Here is a 19,010-nt window from a genome sequence, read left to right as displayed (position 1 = left end):
AAGTAGGTTCCTTTATGTCGATGTTTATTTATGAAATTTTTATTCGTCTATTTTTGACGTTTATTTTATCATTGATCTTGACGCCGATAATTAAAATATTGGCTTTTAGAATGGGTGCATATGATTCACCGGGAGAAAGACGAGTAAATACAAAAATTATGCCCACTGCAGGTGGTTTAAGTATTTATTCTGTATTTGCATTTTCGAGCTTAGTTTTGTTTCAATCAATTATTCCAACCTCGTATATTTTGCCAATTATTTTAGCGTCAGGAATTGTTGTAATTACAGGTCTGATTGATGACATTTATGAATTATCTCCTAAGAAAAAAACAATAGGAATTTTATTAGGTGCACTGGTTATTTATTTTGTAGCTGATATTCGAATTGATGTTGTGACGCTGCCTTTTTTTGGTCAAATTGATTTACGTTGGTTTAGTTTGCCGCTAACATTATTTTGGATTTTAGCGATCACTAATGCAATTAATTTGATAGATGGCTTAGATGGGTTGGCATCAGGTGTGTCAATTATTAGTCTGACAACCATTGGCGTGATTGGTTATTTTTTTCTACATTCTAAAACAGTCTTTATCCCGATTGTAATTTTTATACTAGTAGCAAGTATCGCAGGTTTTTTCCCTTATAATTTTTATCCGGCAAAAATATTTCTAGGTGATACAGGTGCCTTATTTCTAGGTTTTATGATCGCAGTAATGTCGTTACAAGGATTGAAAAATGCCACGTTTATTACAGTCATTACGCCGATGATTATTCTAGGTGTACCAATTACCGATACGGTTTATGCTATTATTCGCCGATTGATGAATAAACGTCCAATTTCATCAGCAGATAAAATGCATTTGCACCATCGTCTTTTATCATTAGGTTTTACACACAAAGGTGCGGTAATGACGATCTATGGATTGGCTTTAGTTTTTTCATTTGTTGCATTACTCTTTAGCTATGCGAGCAATGTGGCATCGATTTTATTAATTGTTTTTAGCGCGATAGGCTTAGAATTGTTTATTGAAATGATTGGATTGGTTGGGGAAAATCACCAACCGCTAATGTATATATTGCGTATGTTTGGTAATCGAGAGTTCCGTCAGCAACAGCTACAAAAACGTTTAGGGAAACATTCGAAAAAGAAGAAGTAAGGAATAAGAAAATATAAATTTGTTTTATTTTAAAGAATTGTTCAAGTGGTTCAATTCGCTTATTCAAAATGAGGTGTAAAGGAATGAATGATAGACTAACGATTTCTATTGTTACTCACAATAGCCGTCATATTTTTGATGTGCTAGATAATTTAAAAACGGAATTAGGCTTAGAATCTAATTACGATATACATCTTTTTGATAATGCATCAGAACCAAGCTATATAGAGAAGTTAGAAAGCTATGGTTCATTCATTTCAATACATAAATCGGATGAAAATAAAGGTTTTGGCTTTGGTCATAATCAAATTTTGAAAAGTACATCTGCACAATATGGTGTGATTTTTAATCCAGATGTGTTAGTTAAAAAAGCGACATTAGATCGGTTAGTTAATCGAATTACAGAAGATGAACAATTAGCTGCAGTTTGCCCAAAGGTGTTAAATGAAGATGGAACTACACAATATTTAGTTCGCCAGAAGCTGGATGTTTTTGATTATATGTTGAGATTTGTCCCGTTTCAATTTGTTAAGAAAATATTTGATAAACGTTTAAGCTATTATGAATGTAGAGATTTACCTGAAGATAGAACGACGCATATAAAGATGGGTTCAGGTTGTTTAATGCTAGTTGATACGGATAAATTTAAAAAAATTGGCGGATTTGATGAGCGTTTTTTCATGTATTTTGAAGATAATGATCTTTGTTTAAGTTTTGGCAAGGCAGGTTATAAAATATTGTATACTCCTTTTGAAACGGTCACTCATTTGTATGAAAAAGGCGCACATAAAAATAAAAAACTGTTTAAGATCTTTTTGCAATCGATGGGCAAATTTTTCAATAAATGGGGCTGGAGGTTTTTTTAGTGGAAAATAAATTGGTCGTGACAGTTGTTTTGTATCAGACTGAATTTTCACAAACACCCAGTTATGCATTATTAAAAAAGTACCTTTCAAGTAAAAAGGAAATGTTTTTATTTGTTTATGATAACAGTGAAAAAGCACAAACAAATGAACTGTTTAATCAAATGAATGTTACTTATGTTCATGATAAGACAAACCCAGGTTTAGCAAAAGCTTATAATGCTGCTATTCAGTATCTTAAAGATGTTAAAGGTGAGCTATTATTGTTACTTGACCAAGATACCTTACTGGAAGAAGCTTATTTTCAAGCATTATTTCAATTAGAAATAGCAAAAGGAATTGGAGCTTATGTACCGCTTATCAAATCGCATGACCGACAAATCTCACCTGTTTTTTCAAAAAAATATATTAATCGTCAATCTGAGTATCCTGTTGCCGGTACGTATCTAGATAGTGTGATGGCTATCAACTCGGGTACAGTATTGCCAAAACAAACGATAACTTATATAGGTTCATTTAATACGGATTTCCCATTAGATTTCTTGGATCACTGGCTTTTTTGGGAACTTCATCGACAACATAAAAAAATTGAAGTTCTAAATTTCGAATTAAACCATGATCTTTCGGTACTAGATTATCGAAAAGTAAGTGATAAAAGATATGATTCTATTATACATGCTGAGACTTTGTTTTATACTAAATACGACCAAAGTAAGCTTAACAGCCATAAAAAGCAGCTGTTACTAAGAACAATAAAACAATTTTTTTGTGTTAGAAATCGAAAAATTTGGCAACGTACATTTTCTGAATATGTTTCACTAATGAGAGGGAAGTAGATGATATCAGTTTGTATTGCTACATATAATGGAGAAAAATATTTAAAAGAGCAGCTTGACAGTATACTAGTTCAGATAAAAAATGATGATGAAGTGATAATATCTGATGATGGGTCAACAGATGAAACAATTAGTCTCATTAAAGAATATGCTAAAAACGACTCTCGAATTAAGCTGTATAAAGGACCTGGTAAAGGTGTTATTGCCAATTTTGAATTTGCAATAACAAAAAGCCAGGGAGATTTTATTTTTTTAGCCGATCAAGATGATGTCTGGCTGGCTGAAAAGGTTGAAGTAACACTTGATTACTTTGGTTCTCATCCGAAAATTGATTTGGTAATTAGTGATTTAATTATAGTGGATGAGCAATTAGAAGAAATTGAAGCTTCTTATTTTGACTATCGGAAAGTAAAAGTCGGTTTTATACAAAATATAGTAAAAAATAAATATATTGGAGCGGGAATGGCTTTTCGTAAAGAGCTAAAAGCAAAAGTTATACCAATCCCTAATAATGTACCAATGCATGACATGTGGATAGGGTTGATTGCTGCTTATGAGAAAAAAAGCGCATTGATACCGCAAAAGCTTACGCTATATCGTAGACATAATAATAATACAAGTGAAATTCAATCGAAAGCTAGTTTTATTCAACAGTTGAAATGGCGTTTGGTGCTTATAAAGGCACTATTCATTCGGCTTTTTTAAACTGTTACTTTACAATTGTGTAAAATAATCTTAAAATGAAAGACAACCATTGCTAATAATGCAATAATAGTGTTTAGTGATGAAATTTTAAGAATATAAAAATAAATGATGATGAAGGAGTTTTTTCATGAAAGGAATTATTTTAGCTGGCGGAAGTGGAACTAGATTATATCCATTAACGAAGGCGACTTCCAAGCAGTTAATGCCTATCTATGACAAACCAATGATTTATTACCCAATGTCTACTTTGATGTTAGCTGGGATTACGGAAATTTTAATTATTTCTACACCGGATGATACACCACGTTTTGAAAGTTTGTTTGGTGATGGTAAGGATTTAGGTATTCACATTGAATATGCAGTTCAAGAAAGTCCTGATGGATTGGCACAAGCGTTTATTATTGGTGAAGAATTTATTGGTCAAGACAGTGTTTGTCTGGTTTTAGGAGATAATATTTACTATGGCGGAGGCTTATCAAATATGCTTCAGCGCGCTGCTGCTAAAGATCAAGGAGCAACGGTTTTTGGCTACCATGTAAATGATCCTGAAAGATTTGGTGTTGTTGAATTTGACGCAAATATGCAGGCACTTTCTATTGAAGAAAAACCTGAAAATCCAAAATCAAACTATGCGGTGACCGGTCTTTATTTTTACGACAACGAGGTCGTTGAAATTGCTAAAAATATTAAACCATCTGATCGTGGAGAATTAGAAATTACAGATGTAAATAAAGTTTATCTTGAAAAAAATAAACTATCAGTAGAGCTAATGGGACGTGGATTTGCTTGGCTGGATACTGGTACTCATGAGTCACTTTTAGAAGCGTCAACTTTTATTGAGACAATTGAAAAACGTCAAAATTTAAAAGTAGCGTGTTTAGAAGAGATAGCTTTTCGCATGGGCTATATTACCAAAGAGCAATTAGTTGAACTGGCACAACCATTGAAAAAAAATGGCTACGGTCAATATTTATTACGTTTAGCAGAAGCAGAGTAGGAGCGAATAGTAGATGAAAGTAATCGATACAAAGCTGCAAGATGTTAAAATCATTGAGATGGACATTTTTGGCGACCATCGTGGTTTTTTCACTGAAAGTTATTCGAAAGAAAAGTTTGCCCAACATGGGTTGAATTTTGATTTTGTTCAAGATAACCATTCACTTTCAAGTGAAGCAGGCGTGTTGCGCGGTCTACACTTTCAAAAAGGTGAAGCAGCGCAAACAAAATTAATCCGTGTTGTAACTGGAGCAGTTCTGGATGTTATTGTAGATATCCGTAAAGGCAGCCCAACTTATGGACAATGGGAAGGCTATATTTTATCTGAACATAATCATCGCCAATTATTAGTACCTAAAGGCTATGCGCATGGTTTTGTAACATTAACGCCAAATGTGAATTTTATGTACAAGTGCGATAATTATTATAGCGCGCCAGCTGATGGCGGAATTGCTTTTGATGATCCAGGTTTATCTATTGATTGGCCGATTGATATACAAAAAGCAATTACTTCTGAAAAAGATAAAAATCACCCAACACTAAAAGAATTTGAAGCAGAAAATCCATTCGTTTATGGTGAAATCTAAAAAATAGGAGAGATCTTAAAGATGAAAAACATCATTGTTACTGGTGGAGCTGGCTTCATCGGATCAAACTTTGTTCATTATGTAGTGAACAACCATCCAGAAGTTCATGTAACTGTTTTAGACAAACTAACTTATGCGGGAAATGAAAAAAATCTTGAGGGATTACCGAAAGATCGTGTAGAATTAGTGATCGGCGATATAGCTGACGCTGAGTTAGTAAATCGTTTAGTCAAAGAAACAGATGCAGTCGTTCATTATGCAGCTGAGTCTCATAATGATAACTCATTAAATGATCCGTTCCCATTCGTCCAAACAAACATTATTGGTACGTATACTTTGATTGAAGCTTGTCGCAAACACGATGTACGTTATCATCATGTTTCTACAGATGAAGTATATGGAGACTTACCACTACGTGAAGATTTACCTGGTCATGGTGAAGGTGAAGGGGAGAAATTTACGGCTGAAACGCCTTATAATCCTTCAAGTCCTTATTCTTCTACAAAAGCGGGTTCTGACTTGTTAGTAAAAGCTTGGGGCCGTTCATTTGGACTGAAAGCGACTATTTCTAACTGTTCAAATAACTATGGACCGTATCAACATATTGAAAAATTCATTCCGCGCCAAATCACTAACGTTTTAAGCGGGATTACACCTAAATTATACGGTGCTGGTAAAAATGTACGGGATTGGATTCACACAAACGATCATTCTTCAGCTGTATGGGCTATTTTAACAAAAGGCCGTCTTGGTGAGACTTACCTAATTGGTGCTGACGGAGAAGAAGATAATAAAACAGTAATTGAATTAATTTTAGAATTGATGGGACAGCCAAAAGATGCTTACGAACATGTAAACGACCGTGCTGGACATGACTTACGTTATGCTATTGATTCAACAAAGCTACGCGATGAATTAGGCTGGACGCCAGAATTTACTAATTTCCGTGATGGCTTAGCTGATACAATTCAATGGTATACTGAAAATGAAAATTGGTGGAAAGCTGATAAAGAAGCTGTTGAAGCCAACTATGCAAAAAACGGTCAATAACAAGCGATGTTTTGCTGAAACATTATGCTGCTGATTTTAACCGATTAAGATTAAAATAGTAACTTGTTGAGCGTGGAACAAAACTGTCTTTTCGTTTTGTTCCACGCTCTAAATACGAAAACGACTTAAACTTTTTAGATATTTATGGAAAAAATAATACTATGAATTTTTCTTGAATTGAAGGAGGAAATAAGAATGATACTTTTAACTGGCGGTAATGGGCAATTAGGAACCGAGTTACGTCATTTTTTAGATGAACAAGGATTAGAATATATTTCTACTGACTCTAATGAAATGGACATCACTGATGCAGAGAAAACGATGGCGTTTATCACAGATTTAAAACCTGAGCTAATTTATCACTGTGCAGCATACACAGCTGTGGATAAAGCAGAGGATGAAGGTAAAGAGCTAGATGAAAAAATTAATGTTGACGGTACAAGAAATGTAGCTGTTGCTGCAAAAGCTGTGGACGCAACTTTAGTTTATATTAGTACAGATTACGTTTTTGACGGAACTAAAAAAGATGCTATGTACAAAACAGACGACCAAACGAATCCTCAAAATGAATACGGTCGTACTAAATTACTAGGTGAACAAATTGTTCAAGACACTTTGGAAAAATATTACATTATTCGTACTTCATGGGTATTTGGTCAATATGGGCACAACTTTGTCTTTACTATGCAAAAATTAGCTGAGACACGCGACCAGCTTACGGTTGTAGATGATCAATTTGGACGCCCAACTTGGACCAGAACCTTAGCTGAGTTTATGGTGTTTGTGATAAAAGAAAAAGCACCTTATGGAATCTATCATTTGTCAAATGAAAATAGCTGCAGCTGGTACGAATTTGCCAAAGAGATTTTAAAAGATACAGAAGTTGAAGTACTACCTGTAGACTCAAGTAAATTTCCGCAAAAAGCAATTCGTCCTAAATATTCTGTGATGGATCTTACTAAAACAACAACATTAGGGTTTGAAATTCCAACTTGGCAAGAAGCTTTGGCAAGTATGTTGAAGTAGTAATATTAAAGAAAAAATATTTTTTCAATTAGAACTATAAAATAGTAGCTGCATACTATACCTTAAAAGGATTCTGAAACGCATAATTATGTATGAGGTATTAGCAGCTTCTGTTTTAGAAGTGAAGACTACAGATGTCATTGTACATAGATTTATTGTATTTAACACCTAATATGCTTAAAATATTGCCTTTTATTTTAATAATATGTAAGTTATAATTATTAAGTTAAAGTGATGCTTATATTGATTGGAGGAAATAAATAATGAATAAAATTTCAGTGTTTGGTTTGGGTTATGTAGGCCTTGCTAACGCAATGTTATTAAGCCAAAATGAACAAGTAATGGCTTATGATATTGTTGATGAAAAAATTGATTTATTAAATAATGGGGTTTCACCTCTTGAAGATAAGGAAATTCATGAATTTTTAGCTCGTGAAGATTTAAATTTAACGTTTACAAAAAACTTTGAAGAAGCAGTAAAATTTGGTGATTATTTAATTGTTGCAACACCAACTGATTATAATGAAGATAGAAATTATTTTGATACATCTACAGTTGAGAATGTGATTGAACGAGCATTATCAATTAGAAAAGATGCTGTTTTTATTATTAAATCTACAGTACCTGTTGGATATACCGATAGTATCAGAAAGAAATTTCAAACTGAAAATATTATTTTCTCACCTGAATTTTTGCGTGAGGGAAGAGCTCTATATGATAATCTGTACCCATCTAGAATTATTGTAGGCGAATGTTCTGATCGCGGGCAAAAAATCGCCAATCTATTTTTTGAAAATACTATGGATAAGAATTCAGAAGTATTATTAACACATGCAACGGAAGCTGAAGCAATTAAACTGTTTTCTAATACGTATTTAGCGCTTAGAGTTGCTTACTTTAATGAATTAGATACGTATGCTGAAGCAAGAGGTCTAAATGCGAAACAAATAATAGAAGGCGTTGGCTTAGATCCAAGAATTGGTTCGCATTACAATAATCCTTCTTTTGGTTATGGTGGCTATTGTTTACCAAAAGATACAAAACAGTTGTTGGCTAACTATGATAAAGTACCTAACAATATTATCAGCGCGATTGTTGATGCGAATAGGACTAGAAAAGATTTTGTAGCTGATCAAATCTTAGCTAGAAATCCTAAAGTTGTAGGAATCTATCGTTTAACAATGAAATCAAATTCAGATAATTTTAGATATTCGTCTATTCAAGGTATTATGAAGCGATTAAAAGCCAAAGGTATTGAAGTGATCGTTTATGAGCCAACATTAAAAGATGACGCGTTTTATAATTCAAGAGTAGAACGTGATTTAGATAAGTTTAAGCAGCTTTCTGATGTGATCGTAATGAATCGAATGGAAGATTCATTATTTGATGTTGAAGAAAAAGTTTATACTAGAGATATTTTTAAAAGGGATTAATGAGTTTAGTCTAACGACTTTAGTCGTTAGACTATTTCTCGTGCTACTTGAAATAACGTAGTATAAGTGGTAGAATTTCAAAGAATGTGTTGGTTTTAGTAGATGTTTTTAGTTAATCATTTAATAAATTTTTCGCCTGTTTTGTACAAAATAACAAACATTTTTGTTAAAGTGATGATATTTAATAAGTTAGACTGTAACTAATAAGATAAAAAGGAGTAAAATAATGAGTGTAGTTAGCAATATTACTATTCAATTCTACGAGCTCTTAAAAGCCAGATGGAAATATTTAATCGCATTAGCAATTGTCGTATTAATTGCTACAATTTTCTTTTTTCAATTTAATCCAATACCTAAAAAATTAATAGTTTTTGTGTTTTGCTTATCGTCAGTCCCGATATTTTTTGTAAAGGAAAAATTAGAAACAAGTGCCTTATGCTGTATCCTAATTTTAGGCACAGCATTTACGTTTATAACACCTGTTTTAGATACTCCTGATGAACCTAGTCATTTAGCTCGTGCATTTTACGTTGCTGAAGGAAATTTAGGTATGAGTGATAAAACAGCAGATTTAGAAGTATCAAAAGATTATCAATCGATGAATGAACGCGTGAAGCAGACATGGAAAAATGATTTAAAGTCTGTTAAGCCTTCAAATGAAAAGCAAGCTCAAGTATATATTACTACAACATCAACTTATTCATTTATTAGTTATCTTCCTCAAGCTATGGGGTTAATTATTGGTAAGACCTTATCGTTAGGGTTGTATTGGACATTTTATTTAGGACGCATATTCAATTTGATTGTCTATGCATTGCTTGCGTACTTAGCTATAAAAAAAGTTAAGTATTATAAAGTGATGTTTACTGCAATCGCTTTGTTTCCAATGTCCATTTATTTATCTGCCTCTTATAGTCAAGATGCGTTTGCAAACGGCTTAATTTTACTTACTTGTGCATATTTGGTTAACTTTCTTTTTAGTCCTAGGAAGATTGACTATAAAGAATTGTTCATTTTCTTTACCTTGTGCTTGGTTATGATTTCATGCAAACTACCTTATGTTTTACTTTCCGGTATTTTAATTTTTATTGAACCTAAAAAATATAAAAATAAAAAAACATACATGACGGCACTTGCTCTATTGGCTGTTTTAGTTTTGGGAACATTACTTTGGTATTTGTATTATTCGACAATACAACCAGTCCATAGAGGAGCTCAAGTTAACCCAAGTGAACAATTGAGTTTTATGAAAAATAACCTTTTCGTGTCAATACGGGTACTAATTACGGCTTTAGTGGAAAGCATAAATATATTCCAAATGAATTTTAGATTTGGTTGGTTGAAATACTTTTCAGCACATGTGGGACTTCTGTATTTAGCTTATTTTGGTGGATTGTGTCTCTTTTTTCCTTTTAATATAAAGAAAAAATTATCATCATTAAACAAATATGGATTAGGATTGATTATTCTAGGGGTTATGGTAATGATTATTTTAAGTCAGTATTTAACTTGGACTCCAGTTGGTGAATTAACTGTTGTAGGTGTTCAAGGTAGGTACTTTATTGGTTTGTTTGTTTTAATCCCAATTTTAACAAATGTATCGGACTTTTTTTACAAACAAAAAATTGATCCTGAACTAAATGATATTACAGAACCGCATATCGAAAATCAATTAGAAGAAACAAGTTTATCTGTTGAAAACAATATTTGGCTTATTTCTGTATCTATCTGCTTTGTTGTAAGTATGATGATTTTTACAATAGCATTCTATAATATTTAAATTGAGAAGAGGTGTACGTTTGAAGATTCTATTGATTATCCCAGCTTACAATGAGGAAGCCAGTATTTTAGACACTATTGAAGCAATTAAAAATTTTAAACTAGAAAATAAACAGTTATTAAATTCTTATACATTAGATTACATCGTAATAAATGATGGATCTACAGATAAGACAGGACAACTTCTTAAAAATCATGATATAACTTCTGTTCATCTAATACAAAATTTGGGAATTGGCGGAGCTGTTCAAACGGGATATAAATATGCTTTTGAATATGGGTACGATATAGCCGTCCAATTTGATGGGGATGGACAGCATGATATTAATAGTTTATTTAAAATTGTCCAACCAATTATTGATAATAAAGCTGATTTCTGTATTGGTTCACGTTTTATTGATGTCACATCATCAGGATTTCAGACAACTTCTATGAGACGTGTAGGAATTAAAATTATTTCAATGTTAATTAGGTTAGTTACAAAAGAAAAAATATATGATGTTACTTCAGGTTATCGAGCTGCAAATAAAAATATTATTCGCATGTTTTGTAGTCGCTATCCAGTAGAATATCCAGAACCAGAAACAATTGTTCATTTGATCAAAAATAAAGTACGAGTGAAAGAAGTTCCAGTTAATATGAAAGAGAGAATGGGAGGGAAATCTTCCATCCATTCATTTAAGTCTATAAAATATATGCTTGAAGTTGGCGGAGCAATCCTCATTGCTGCATTCATGAAGGAGGGAAAGTAAAATTGACTACAATCTTTCGAATCGAAATGTTTATTGTTGCAATTGTATTTTTCATTTTTGTTATCCGATCTATTAATCAAAATAAGTTGACTTTAAAACGCTCTACTAGTCTTCTTATTCTTTCATTAGGATTGGTTATTTTTTCGATATTTCCTCAATTACCAGAAGCATTAAGCGATTTCTTTGGATTTGAAACAACGTCCAATTTTTTATACTTTTGTGCAATTGTCTATCTGTTAGCTTTTTCAATAATACAAAGTATAGTAGTATCTGTTCAAGAAGAAAAAATTAAAAACTTGATTCAAGAAGTTTCAATAATTAAGTCAAAAAAAGAGAAGGAGGGTAATCTATGATTTTATTTTTAATTTATGTTGTATTATCTTCATTGGGATTAATTTTATTTAAATTAGGGTCTAAAGACTTAACATTGCTACTTCAAAATGGTTTTTTTTCGCTGTCCATGTCTTGGATTGTTATAGTAGGTATTCTATGTTATTTAGCTAGTTTTTTGTTATGGTTAGTAATAGTCAGCAAGTCTGAACTATCTTACATCTATCCCTTATCAATAGCGTGTATCAACATCGCTATTTTAGTAGGATCTTACTTCCTATTAAATGAGACGATAGGAACTAGAGAAATCATTGGTACATTGGTGATTTTAGTTGGGATAGCTATCATGAAGCTATAGAATAATAATATTTTTTATATGAAATGAAATTATAAAACATAAAGGATGGGAACAATGAAACTTATAATTCAGATACCTTGTTACAATGAAGCTGAAACATTAGAAATTGCGTTAAATGATCTGCCTAAAAAGATTGATGGTATCGATGAGATTGAAGTTCTTATTATTAATGATGGCAGTAGTGATAATACTGTGGAGGTTGCTCGCAATTGGGGCGTCAATTACGTGGTTAATTTCAAAAGAAATAAGGGTCTAGCGAAAGGATTTATGGCTGGATTGGATGCTTGTCTTAAAAATGGCGCAGATATTATTGTTAACACTGATGCTGACAACCAGTATAACGGTGCAGATATTAAAAAGTTAGTACAGCCAATTATTGAAGGTAAAACGGATATTGTTATAGGCGAACGACCTATTTCTGAAACAGAACATTTTTCTCCGTTAAAGAAAAAATTACAAAAATTTGGTAGCTGGGTTGTAAGAAAAGCTTCAAAATCTGATATACCAGATGCTCCGAGTGGCTTTAGAGCGTATAGTAGAGAAGCTGCCATGCAAATGAACGTTGCAAATGAATACACATATACCTTAGAAACGATTGTACAGGCCGGAAGAAATAAGATTGCGATGATGTCTGTTCCAATAAGAACTAATGGTGAGTTAAGACCCTCAAGATTATTTAGCAGTATGTTTGGGTACATAAAGAAATCAATGTTAACAATACTTCGTGCATTTATGATGTACAAACCTTTAATGTTTTTTAGCATTTTAGGAGGTACTATTTTTACTATAGGGGCCATCGTCGGTGTTCGGTTTTTGGTTTTCTTTTTCCAAGGTTTTGGTTCTGGTCATATTCAATCATTAATCCTTGCTAGCACACTACTCTTAATAGGGTTTCAAACTTTTGTTATTGGGCTACAAGCAGATTTGATTTCTGCCAATAGAAAGATTTTGGAAGATATCCAATATCGAGTAAAAAAAATAGATTATGACAAATAATCAATAGGGGACAAAGATGATTAAAAAAAATGCTAAAGTTTTGATAGCAAGTTCTATATGTATAATAGTTATCATTTTAATTAGGTTTATTAATGTTTTACCGATTAATATCGATTTGAATATTCAATATAGTAGTAACATTGAAACTAGCCAGACTTCTTTAGTCATGGGAAACAAGCATTCAGGTATAGAGTCAATTTCCACAAGAGTAGTCAATAACCAATCTATATTTGCTATTGATCCTCAGTACTTTAAATTGGATGAATTAGAACTTATGATTGACGATGTTCAGTCAAAAGATATTTTGATAAAGAATGTTGAAATTAGTTCTGGTACTGATAATAAAAAAGTGAGTATAAAGAATTATAGTGGTGAAGAATTAGCAAACTATATAGATAATAAAAATTCCTTTTCTGTTGAAGGTAATACTATTTCTGTAGAAAAATTAAATGGGGAGTCTAAAATAACTTTCTCCGATTCTTTCAGAAATGATTTTGAAAAGGTTATATATAAAAAAAGTGTTATCAAGTACTACTTATATGCGTTTGTTTTGTTTATTTATATTATTTATTGTTCAAGAGTTCTTTTTTTGAAGAAAATGTCTAATTTAAAGTATGCTGGAATTGTTCTAGCTACCGGGATATTAATCTTGTATCTAGGAAACCTCTCATTAAATTATACGAATGCTGAAAATAGTAAAGATTTAGGTATTGTTACGGAAGATCCTGTTGAAACAACAAAATTGGATAAAGTGTATAGTCAAAATTTTATGTCTAGCTTTGATAACTTAAGTGGCATTAATCTGTTCTTATATCCTAGTGAAAATGAGACAACAGAAGATGTGTATCTTTCATTATTAGATGTTGATACTGGAAAAACGATCACTAATCAAATTATTTATGGTGAAGATATTGAAAATAGTGAAGGTTATTACAAAGTTAAATTTGATAAACAGCCAAAATCTCAAGCTAAAAGTTATAGAATTGTTCTAAAAAGTATTGAAGAGAAAAATAAGATGCCAGCGCAATTTGCGGTAGGTACTAGTACAAATTATCTAGTTGCCAATATGCAAAGTAACAAGGAGCATGAAGCAAAAAGTATCGTATTTACACCAATGTTTGAACGATTCAATGCAAGAACAACACTGATCATAATCATTTGTTTGGGTGTATTATTTTTGGCAGTAATATTAAATTACAAAAAATTAAATATACCAGCTAAATGGGCTATTGTATTTGTGTATCTTTTATTTTCTATTTATTCAGTTTACCGGATAAATTACTATCATGAATATGTTGGTCGCACACCAGATGAGGATGCTCATATTTCTTATCTGGCATATCTAGAGGATGAAAATGATATTTTTGTTCCTGATTATAATAAAATTGAAGTAGGTATGTTAGAAGGTAGGGATACATTATTTATTCCTGATAATGCAGTTTATAATTATTTAGGACATCCACCATTATATTATGAAATTCTTCATTTAACTAGAGCTGTAGATAGCAAAGGCGATGGAAATTATTTTGTTAAAGATAGCCGTCTACTAATTATGAACATTATTATTGGTATGTCTGGTTTACTTCTGGCATTTTATATTGGTTATTCTAGAATAAAAAAAGAACCAATTTATCATTTGTTGTATGCTAGTATTTTAACGAGTATCCCAATGCTGGTATATGGATTTAGTGGTGTGAATAATGATAACTTAACACTTCTTACGGTGAATATCTTCTTTTTAGGTATGTTGCGTTTTTCTGAAAATCGTTTAAATTTCATTACGTATTTATTAATTGCGTTAGGAATTAATTTGACTATGTGGACTAAAGTAACAGCAGGAATTGGAGTAATATTGACGGCGTTGATTTTCTTAACCTACTCAATTTATAAACAAAAAAACTTCAAATTGATTAATTGTAAAGAATTCTTTATTACATTACCATTGTACCTGATTACATTTGCATACTTTGTACTTGTTTATAAACGATTCGATACTTTTCAACCTGCATTGCAATCAATGGATATTCCAGATTTTTATTCATCTGTTTTTTACGTACCTTTTGAACAAAGGCTGCATATGAATTTCTCTGAATACATCATGTATTATTTTCCTAAATTCTTCCAGACATGGACATCTATAGAATCCCATGTATCTTTGTCTAAAGAAAATTCTTGGTTATCAGTTGAAAAATTAGGTTCAATGTTAGTGTTAATTTTGCCTACTATTTATTTAGTCATAAAAAATAAATTGAAGGATAATACGATGACATTATTAAAAGTATTTTACACATCTATTTTATTCACTGTACTTCTGCAGTTTAAAACATCAATTGATCGATTCTATATTGATGGTTATCCAGGAACGCATCAGACAAGATACTATTTGTGTTTTATAGCAGTATTAGGATTTCTTTGTGTTAAGCTATTAAGTGAAACTAGGGAAAGTATTAATGAAAAAATATCAATTACAGAAAATGGAGCGAATAAAATTCTTTCTAACGCTATTTCGATTTTCTGTGTTGTGTTTACCCTTCTTTTGTTGTATGGGGACTTCATTTATTTCTTATATTATTTTAAAGATTATTTAGTTTCCTAAAAAATCGACAGAGTACTTATAAAAATCGTATTAAAGAAAAGAGATTTAACTAGATAAATAAAAAGAGCTTGTTTTTTTGTTCATTTGATTTTTCAGAATACTGAAATACATGCACTCAATCATATTTTCAAAAAAATAAACATCTCTATAGACAAGAAATAATCCAGATACTAATCGTTTTGATCAGTATTTGGATTATTGTTTTTGTAAACATCTATATAAAATTATTAGTTCTACAGTCAGCTGGATATACTTATGAATTGTTGGTTCCAGATTAACTAGATTGTTTAGTTGACACGTTTATCAGGAGTTTTCTTTTTTCTTACAAATTTACTATAACCGAAGACTAATAAAAAGGCTATACCATCAGCTAAAGTTGTTAAGACTCGGAAAATAACCATTGCAAAAGTAATTGTCCCTTCATTAATTAAGCCACCGGTTGCCCCTGCCATTACAGCTTCTCTAATTCCAATTCCTGCAGGTGCACCAGGGGTTACAAAACCAACTAACCAAGAAAATGTATAAGCAGAAAATAAACTTAAAAAGAGGTTTAAGTCAAGTGATACTCCTACTACATAAACAAGTACAGCAATGAACAATAAACTTTGAACCAACATGGTTACTATGTAATAAGCTAAGCAAATAAATAGTCCCTTGATTGTTGATTTAGTGAATAAGTAACGATACTTTTTCAACCAAGGTCTGATCTTATTTCTAAAAACATAGAATAATAAAATTATAAAAAGAATAAATAATAGACACAAACCTAATACTAGTGCTATAGGTAGATCAGTAAAAAAATCAGATAATAAATTATTTTTCAAAAGGTAGATAGATGCTAAAATCATTCCTGCTAAAACGTTGACAGCTACATCAAATACAGTAGCTGCTGCAACTTGAATATGAGAAATATCCATTTTAGAAGCTAACTGGTTTCTGCCGACATATTGAAAAACATTGCCTGGTAAATATTTTAGTAAATTGGATTTTGTATAAACCTTTGCGGTATCTAACCAAGGCATTTTTTCCTTTGCAAATATTTCTACTAAAGTTTTCCAAGGAAAACAGTTTAAAATGATAATAATACTTAAAAAAATTATAACGAATAAGACAATAGAGATGTCCTTTTGGTTAAAAATTTCAGAATAATCTAAGTCACTTGAAAATAACTTTTTAAAGACAAAATAAATGGCAAGTAAGGTAACAACATTTCCTAAGATGTTTAATATTTTTTTTATTGTTTTATTCATAAAATTCTCTCTTCCTACTAAAGTATCAAATTTGATTTTACTCTAAAAAGATGTTTAGAGCAAATCAGACTACATATATATTATACATTCCAATCTATGTACTTTTATGGTAGTTCATACCAATAATAGAAATGAAAGGAATAGTTGTAGAAATTAAGTTTCATACTTTTCGTTCAATTTGATTTATTAATTCTAATAATGTAAAATATGTCAGATGCAGGCAAAAATAAATAGACCTGTATTAACCATTTAATTAACCAATTTTGGAGGAATATCATGAAAAAAAAGATTTTGCTTTCAGTATCTCTTTGTACTTGTCTTGTATTTAGCAATTTGTTTCCTGTTTTTCAGGTAAAAGCAGAGAGTGTTAAAGCATCTGAAAGTACATCACCCTCACTTAACTTACCGCAGACGACTGTTGAAAAAAATATAGAGCCATCTTTAGAAACTAATGAGACTACTACTTCAGAAATCAATCAATCAACTGATACTACGGAGCAAACTCGATCCACAGATAATGAAACTGAAGATAGCAATCTATCAGAAGAAAATGATAACTATTATGAGCCATCAACTGGTAGTCGTTCTGATTTGAATACATTACCGTCACTTGGCAGTCGAATGACAAGAAATACAGTAGATATAGTCAATGCAGGGGAAAGCAATCGCCCAGCAGCTCACTTTATTGATATTTCATCACACAATGAGACTATTTCGGTTAATCAATTTCAAATGATGAAGACATATGGCATTACTGGGGTTGTTGTCAAGTTAACAGAAGGGACAACTTACTTCAATCCATACGCAAAATCACAAATTGATAATGCAAAATTAGCTGGTATGACAGTTTCCGTTTATCATTATAGTCATTATACCTCTGCTGCTGGCGCTGAATTAGAAGCTGCTTACTTTGCTAGTAAAGCAAATGAATTGGGACTATCAAAGACTACAGTAATGGTATCAGATATCGAAGAGTCCCCAATGAATATATCCAGCTTGAATACTAATACAAGTACATTTAAGACAAAGTTAAATTCATTAGGCTATACAAGAATTGCTTATTATATGTCAAGAAGTTGGTTAGATGTTGCTGGAGGACGATTTAATACAAGCCTTTTTGGAAAAGAAAATATTTGGGTAGCTCAATATCCTTATACGCCTACGGCTTCTCAAAACTGGAATAATGATTACAGTGCATGGCAGTGGTCATCGAATTTTTATTTCCCAGGTATCGCCCATCCTTTTGACATTAATACGGATTATACGGGATTATTTACTGGGGATAGTGGCTGGACCAGTGACATTCCAGTGAAAGGATCGACAAAAATAACGGATAAAAGTGGTAATGAAACTATATTTGAAGCAACGACTACCATTGAAGCCGGAGGTTATTCTCCAATTGAAGTATATTTTGCAACATGGTCAGAAGAGAATGGACAGGATGATTTGGTATGGTACCCTGCAAAAAGAAATGGTGATGGAACTTGGACAGCTAGTATAAATATTGCCAATCATGCTACGGCAGGCAAATATATTGTCCATACCTATGCGAAAATGAATAAAAGTACTCAAGTTGGGGCCTCATCTGATACCTTCAACGTAACGCAACCAAGTTTAGATGCAAGAGCCACAGCATATAACAATGCTACCAATAGTTTTGATGTGATCGTAACACCAACAACGGTTTCAGGGGTAAAAGAAGTTCGTATTCCAGTATGGAGCAAGGCTGATCGTTCTGATTTAATTTGGTATAGAGCGACAAGACAAGCAGATGGTACCTACAAAGCAACAGTGAATATTAAAGATCATCAATACAACACAGGGAACTATACAGTGCATGTCTATTTGTATTCCAATAATGGTTTAGTAAATGGCATGGTTGCTAATCCGGTGGATGTTTCTTGGTCACTAGGAGGAAAAACAACCATTGAAGACACCAATGGAAAAGAGACCACATACAAAGCAACGACAACTGTTAATCAAGGAAACTATCAAGGAGCAATGACTGTACATGTAGCTGTGTGGTCATCTAATGATTTAAAATGGTATGTAGCAACTAAAAATAGTAATGGAACGTATCAAACAACAATCAATATAAACAATCATAAAAATTCAGGGAAATACTTTGCAGATACGTATGTGAAATTATCAAACGGGACAATGCAGTGTATCTCGTCAGATACCTTTAACGTAACACAACCAGGTTTAGATGCAAGAGCCACAGCATATAACAATGCTACCAATAGTTTTGATGTGATCGTAACACCAACAACGGTTTCAGGGGTAAAAGAAGTTCGTA

At 32.1% G+C, this 19,010-nt stretch carries 17 protein-coding genes; 16 read left to right on the top strand and 1 reads right to left on the bottom strand.

What is annotated here, in order from left to right; all coding sequences use genetic code 11:
• Nucleotides 1-14: 14 nt before the first annotated feature.
• From C240_RS14415 to C240_RS14345, 15 genes are all read left to right on the top strand, one after another.
• Nucleotides 15-1,154: a glycosyltransferase family 4 protein gene (locus C240_RS14415; protein ID WP_271497233.1), complete on the top strand. Its 1,140-nt coding sequence runs from the start codon at nucleotides 15-17 to the stop codon at nucleotides 1,152-1,154.
• An 83-nt stretch (nucleotides 1,155-1,237) separates the two neighbouring features.
• Nucleotides 1,238-2,020 carry a glycosyltransferase family 2 protein gene (locus C240_RS14410; protein ID WP_271497232.1) on the top strand — a complete coding sequence of 261 codons (783 nt, stop codon included), beginning with the start codon at nucleotides 1,238-1,240 and terminating at the stop codon, nucleotides 2,018-2,020.
• Nucleotides 2,020-2,853, top strand: a complete 834-nt coding sequence (locus C240_RS14405) for a glycosyltransferase (protein ID WP_271497230.1) — start codon at nucleotides 2,020-2,022, stop codon at nucleotides 2,851-2,853. Before C240_RS14410 ends, C240_RS14405 begins: the two co-directional genes overlap by 1 nt.
• Nucleotides 2,854-3,558 (top strand): glycosyltransferase family 2 protein, encoded by a 705-nt coding sequence (locus C240_RS14400; protein WP_271497228.1) that lies wholly within the window; start codon nucleotides 2,854-2,856, stop codon nucleotides 3,556-3,558.
• Nucleotides 3,559-3,685: 127 nt separating this feature from the next.
• Nucleotides 3,686-4,555, top strand: a complete 870-nt coding sequence (gene rfbA, locus C240_RS14395; RefSeq protein ID WP_271497226.1) for a glucose-1-phosphate thymidylyltransferase RfbA — start codon at nucleotides 3,686-3,688, stop codon at nucleotides 4,553-4,555.
• A 13-nt stretch (nucleotides 4,556-4,568) separates the two neighbouring features.
• Nucleotides 4,569-5,141: a dTDP-4-dehydrorhamnose 3,5-epimerase gene (gene rfbC, locus C240_RS14390; RefSeq protein WP_271497224.1), complete on the top strand. Its 573-nt coding sequence runs from the start codon at nucleotides 4,569-4,571 to the stop codon at nucleotides 5,139-5,141.
• A gap of 21 nt (nucleotides 5,142-5,162) precedes the next feature.
• On the top strand, nucleotides 5,163-6,191 hold the full coding sequence (gene rfbB, locus C240_RS14385; RefSeq protein ID WP_271497223.1) for a dTDP-glucose 4,6-dehydratase: 1,029 nt from the start codon (nucleotides 5,163-5,165) through the stop codon (nucleotides 6,189-6,191).
• 195 nt (nucleotides 6,192-6,386) lie between these two features.
• Nucleotides 6,387-7,217 (top strand): dTDP-4-dehydrorhamnose reductase, encoded by an 831-nt coding sequence (rfbD, locus tag C240_RS14380; protein ID WP_271497221.1) that lies wholly within the window; start codon nucleotides 6,387-6,389, stop codon nucleotides 7,215-7,217.
• Nucleotides 7,218-7,480: 263 nt separating this feature from the next.
• Complete coding sequence (locus tag C240_RS14375) at nucleotides 7,481-8,650, top strand: nucleotide sugar dehydrogenase (RefSeq protein ID WP_271497219.1); 1,170 nt, start codon at nucleotides 7,481-7,483, stop codon at nucleotides 8,648-8,650.
• A gap of 226 nt (nucleotides 8,651-8,876) precedes the next feature.
• Nucleotides 8,877-10,430: a DUF2142 domain-containing protein gene (locus tag C240_RS14370; RefSeq protein ID WP_271497217.1), complete on the top strand. Its 1,554-nt coding sequence runs from the start codon at nucleotides 8,877-8,879 to the stop codon at nucleotides 10,428-10,430.
• Nucleotides 10,431-10,449: 19 nt separating this feature from the next.
• Nucleotides 10,450-11,181 (top strand): glycosyltransferase family 2 protein, encoded by a 732-nt coding sequence (locus C240_RS14365; RefSeq protein WP_271497215.1) that lies wholly within the window; start codon nucleotides 10,450-10,452, stop codon nucleotides 11,179-11,181.
• Nucleotides 11,182-11,183: 2 nt separating this feature from the next.
• Nucleotides 11,184-11,534, top strand: coding sequence for a DUF2304 domain-containing protein (locus tag C240_RS14360; protein WP_271497213.1), 351 nt, complete (start codon nucleotides 11,184-11,186; stop codon nucleotides 11,532-11,534).
• The gene (locus C240_RS14355; protein ID WP_271497211.1) at nucleotides 11,531-11,869 is read left to right on the top strand and encodes a hypothetical protein; all 339 of its coding nucleotides are present in this window, start codon (nucleotides 11,531-11,533) and stop codon (nucleotides 11,867-11,869) included. The genes C240_RS14360 and C240_RS14355 overlap by 4 nt, the downstream gene beginning before the upstream one ends.
• Before the next feature lie 54 nt (nucleotides 11,870-11,923).
• Nucleotides 11,924-12,865: a glycosyltransferase family 2 protein gene (locus C240_RS14350; protein WP_271497209.1), complete on the top strand. Its 942-nt coding sequence runs from the start codon at nucleotides 11,924-11,926 to the stop codon at nucleotides 12,863-12,865.
• A 16-nt stretch (nucleotides 12,866-12,881) separates the two neighbouring features.
• Nucleotides 12,882-15,461, top strand: coding sequence for a hypothetical protein (locus C240_RS14345; RefSeq protein ID WP_271497207.1), 2,580 nt, complete (start codon nucleotides 12,882-12,884; stop codon nucleotides 15,459-15,461).
• A 287-nt stretch (nucleotides 15,462-15,748) separates the two neighbouring features.
• Here C240_RS14345 and C240_RS14340 read toward each other — a convergent pair whose 3' ends face one another.
• On the bottom strand, nucleotides 15,749-16,711 hold the full coding sequence (locus tag C240_RS14340; protein WP_271497205.1) for a lysylphosphatidylglycerol synthase domain-containing protein: 963 nt from the start codon (nucleotides 16,709-16,711) through the stop codon (nucleotides 15,749-15,751).
• 276 nt (nucleotides 16,712-16,987) lie between these two features.
• On the opposite strand from C240_RS14340, the gene C240_RS14335 reads away from it, so the two are divergent.
• On the top strand, nucleotides 16,988-19,010 hold a 2,023-nt coding region (locus C240_RS14335; protein ID WP_271497203.1), incomplete at its 3' end, for a GBS Bsp-like repeat-containing protein.

The organism is Enterococcus sp. 5H (genome assembly GCF_028128615.1).
In the GTDB taxonomy this organism is placed as follows: Bacteria; Bacillota; Bacilli; order Lactobacillales; family Enterococcaceae; genus Enterococcus_L.
The sequence above is the reverse complement of the archived record's forward strand: the minus strand, read 5'-3'. Positions and strand labels throughout refer to the sequence as shown.

What these genes read in the sequence shown, in the direction of transcription:
- C240_RS14340 (WP_271497205.1), bottom strand. Translation starts at nt 16,711, where the DNA reads ATGAATAAAACAATAAAAAAAATATTAAACATCTTAGGAAATGTTGTT.
- C240_RS14370 (WP_271497217.1), top strand. Translation starts at nt 8,877, where the DNA reads ATGAGTGTAGTTAGCAATATTACTATTCAATTCTACGAGCTCTTAAAA.
- C240_RS14415 (WP_271497233.1), top strand. Translation starts at nt 15, where the DNA reads ATGTCGATGTTTATTTATGAAATTTTTATTCGTCTATTTTTGACGTTT.
- rfbB (WP_271497223.1), top strand. Translation starts at nt 5,163, where the DNA reads ATGAAAAACATCATTGTTACTGGTGGAGCTGGCTTCATCGGATCAAAC.
- rfbA (WP_271497226.1), top strand. Translation starts at nt 3,686, where the DNA reads ATGAAAGGAATTATTTTAGCTGGCGGAAGTGGAACTAGATTATATCCA.
- rfbD (WP_271497221.1), top strand. Translation starts at nt 6,387, where the DNA reads ATGATACTTTTAACTGGCGGTAATGGGCAATTAGGAACCGAGTTACGT.
- C240_RS14410 (WP_271497232.1), top strand. Translation starts at nt 1,238, where the DNA reads ATGAATGATAGACTAACGATTTCTATTGTTACTCACAATAGCCGTCAT.
- rfbC (WP_271497224.1), top strand. Translation starts at nt 4,569, where the DNA reads ATGAAAGTAATCGATACAAAGCTGCAAGATGTTAAAATCATTGAGATG.
- C240_RS14400 (WP_271497228.1), top strand. Translation starts at nt 2,854, where the DNA reads ATGATATCAGTTTGTATTGCTACATATAATGGAGAAAAATATTTAAAA.
- C240_RS14345 (WP_271497207.1), top strand. Translation starts at nt 12,882, where the DNA reads ATGATTAAAAAAAATGCTAAAGTTTTGATAGCAAGTTCTATATGTATA.
- C240_RS14355 (WP_271497211.1), top strand. Translation starts at nt 11,531, where the DNA reads ATGATTTTATTTTTAATTTATGTTGTATTATCTTCATTGGGATTAATT.
- C240_RS14350 (WP_271497209.1), top strand. Translation starts at nt 11,924, where the DNA reads ATGAAACTTATAATTCAGATACCTTGTTACAATGAAGCTGAAACATTA.
- C240_RS14375 (WP_271497219.1), top strand. Translation starts at nt 7,481, where the DNA reads ATGAATAAAATTTCAGTGTTTGGTTTGGGTTATGTAGGCCTTGCTAAC.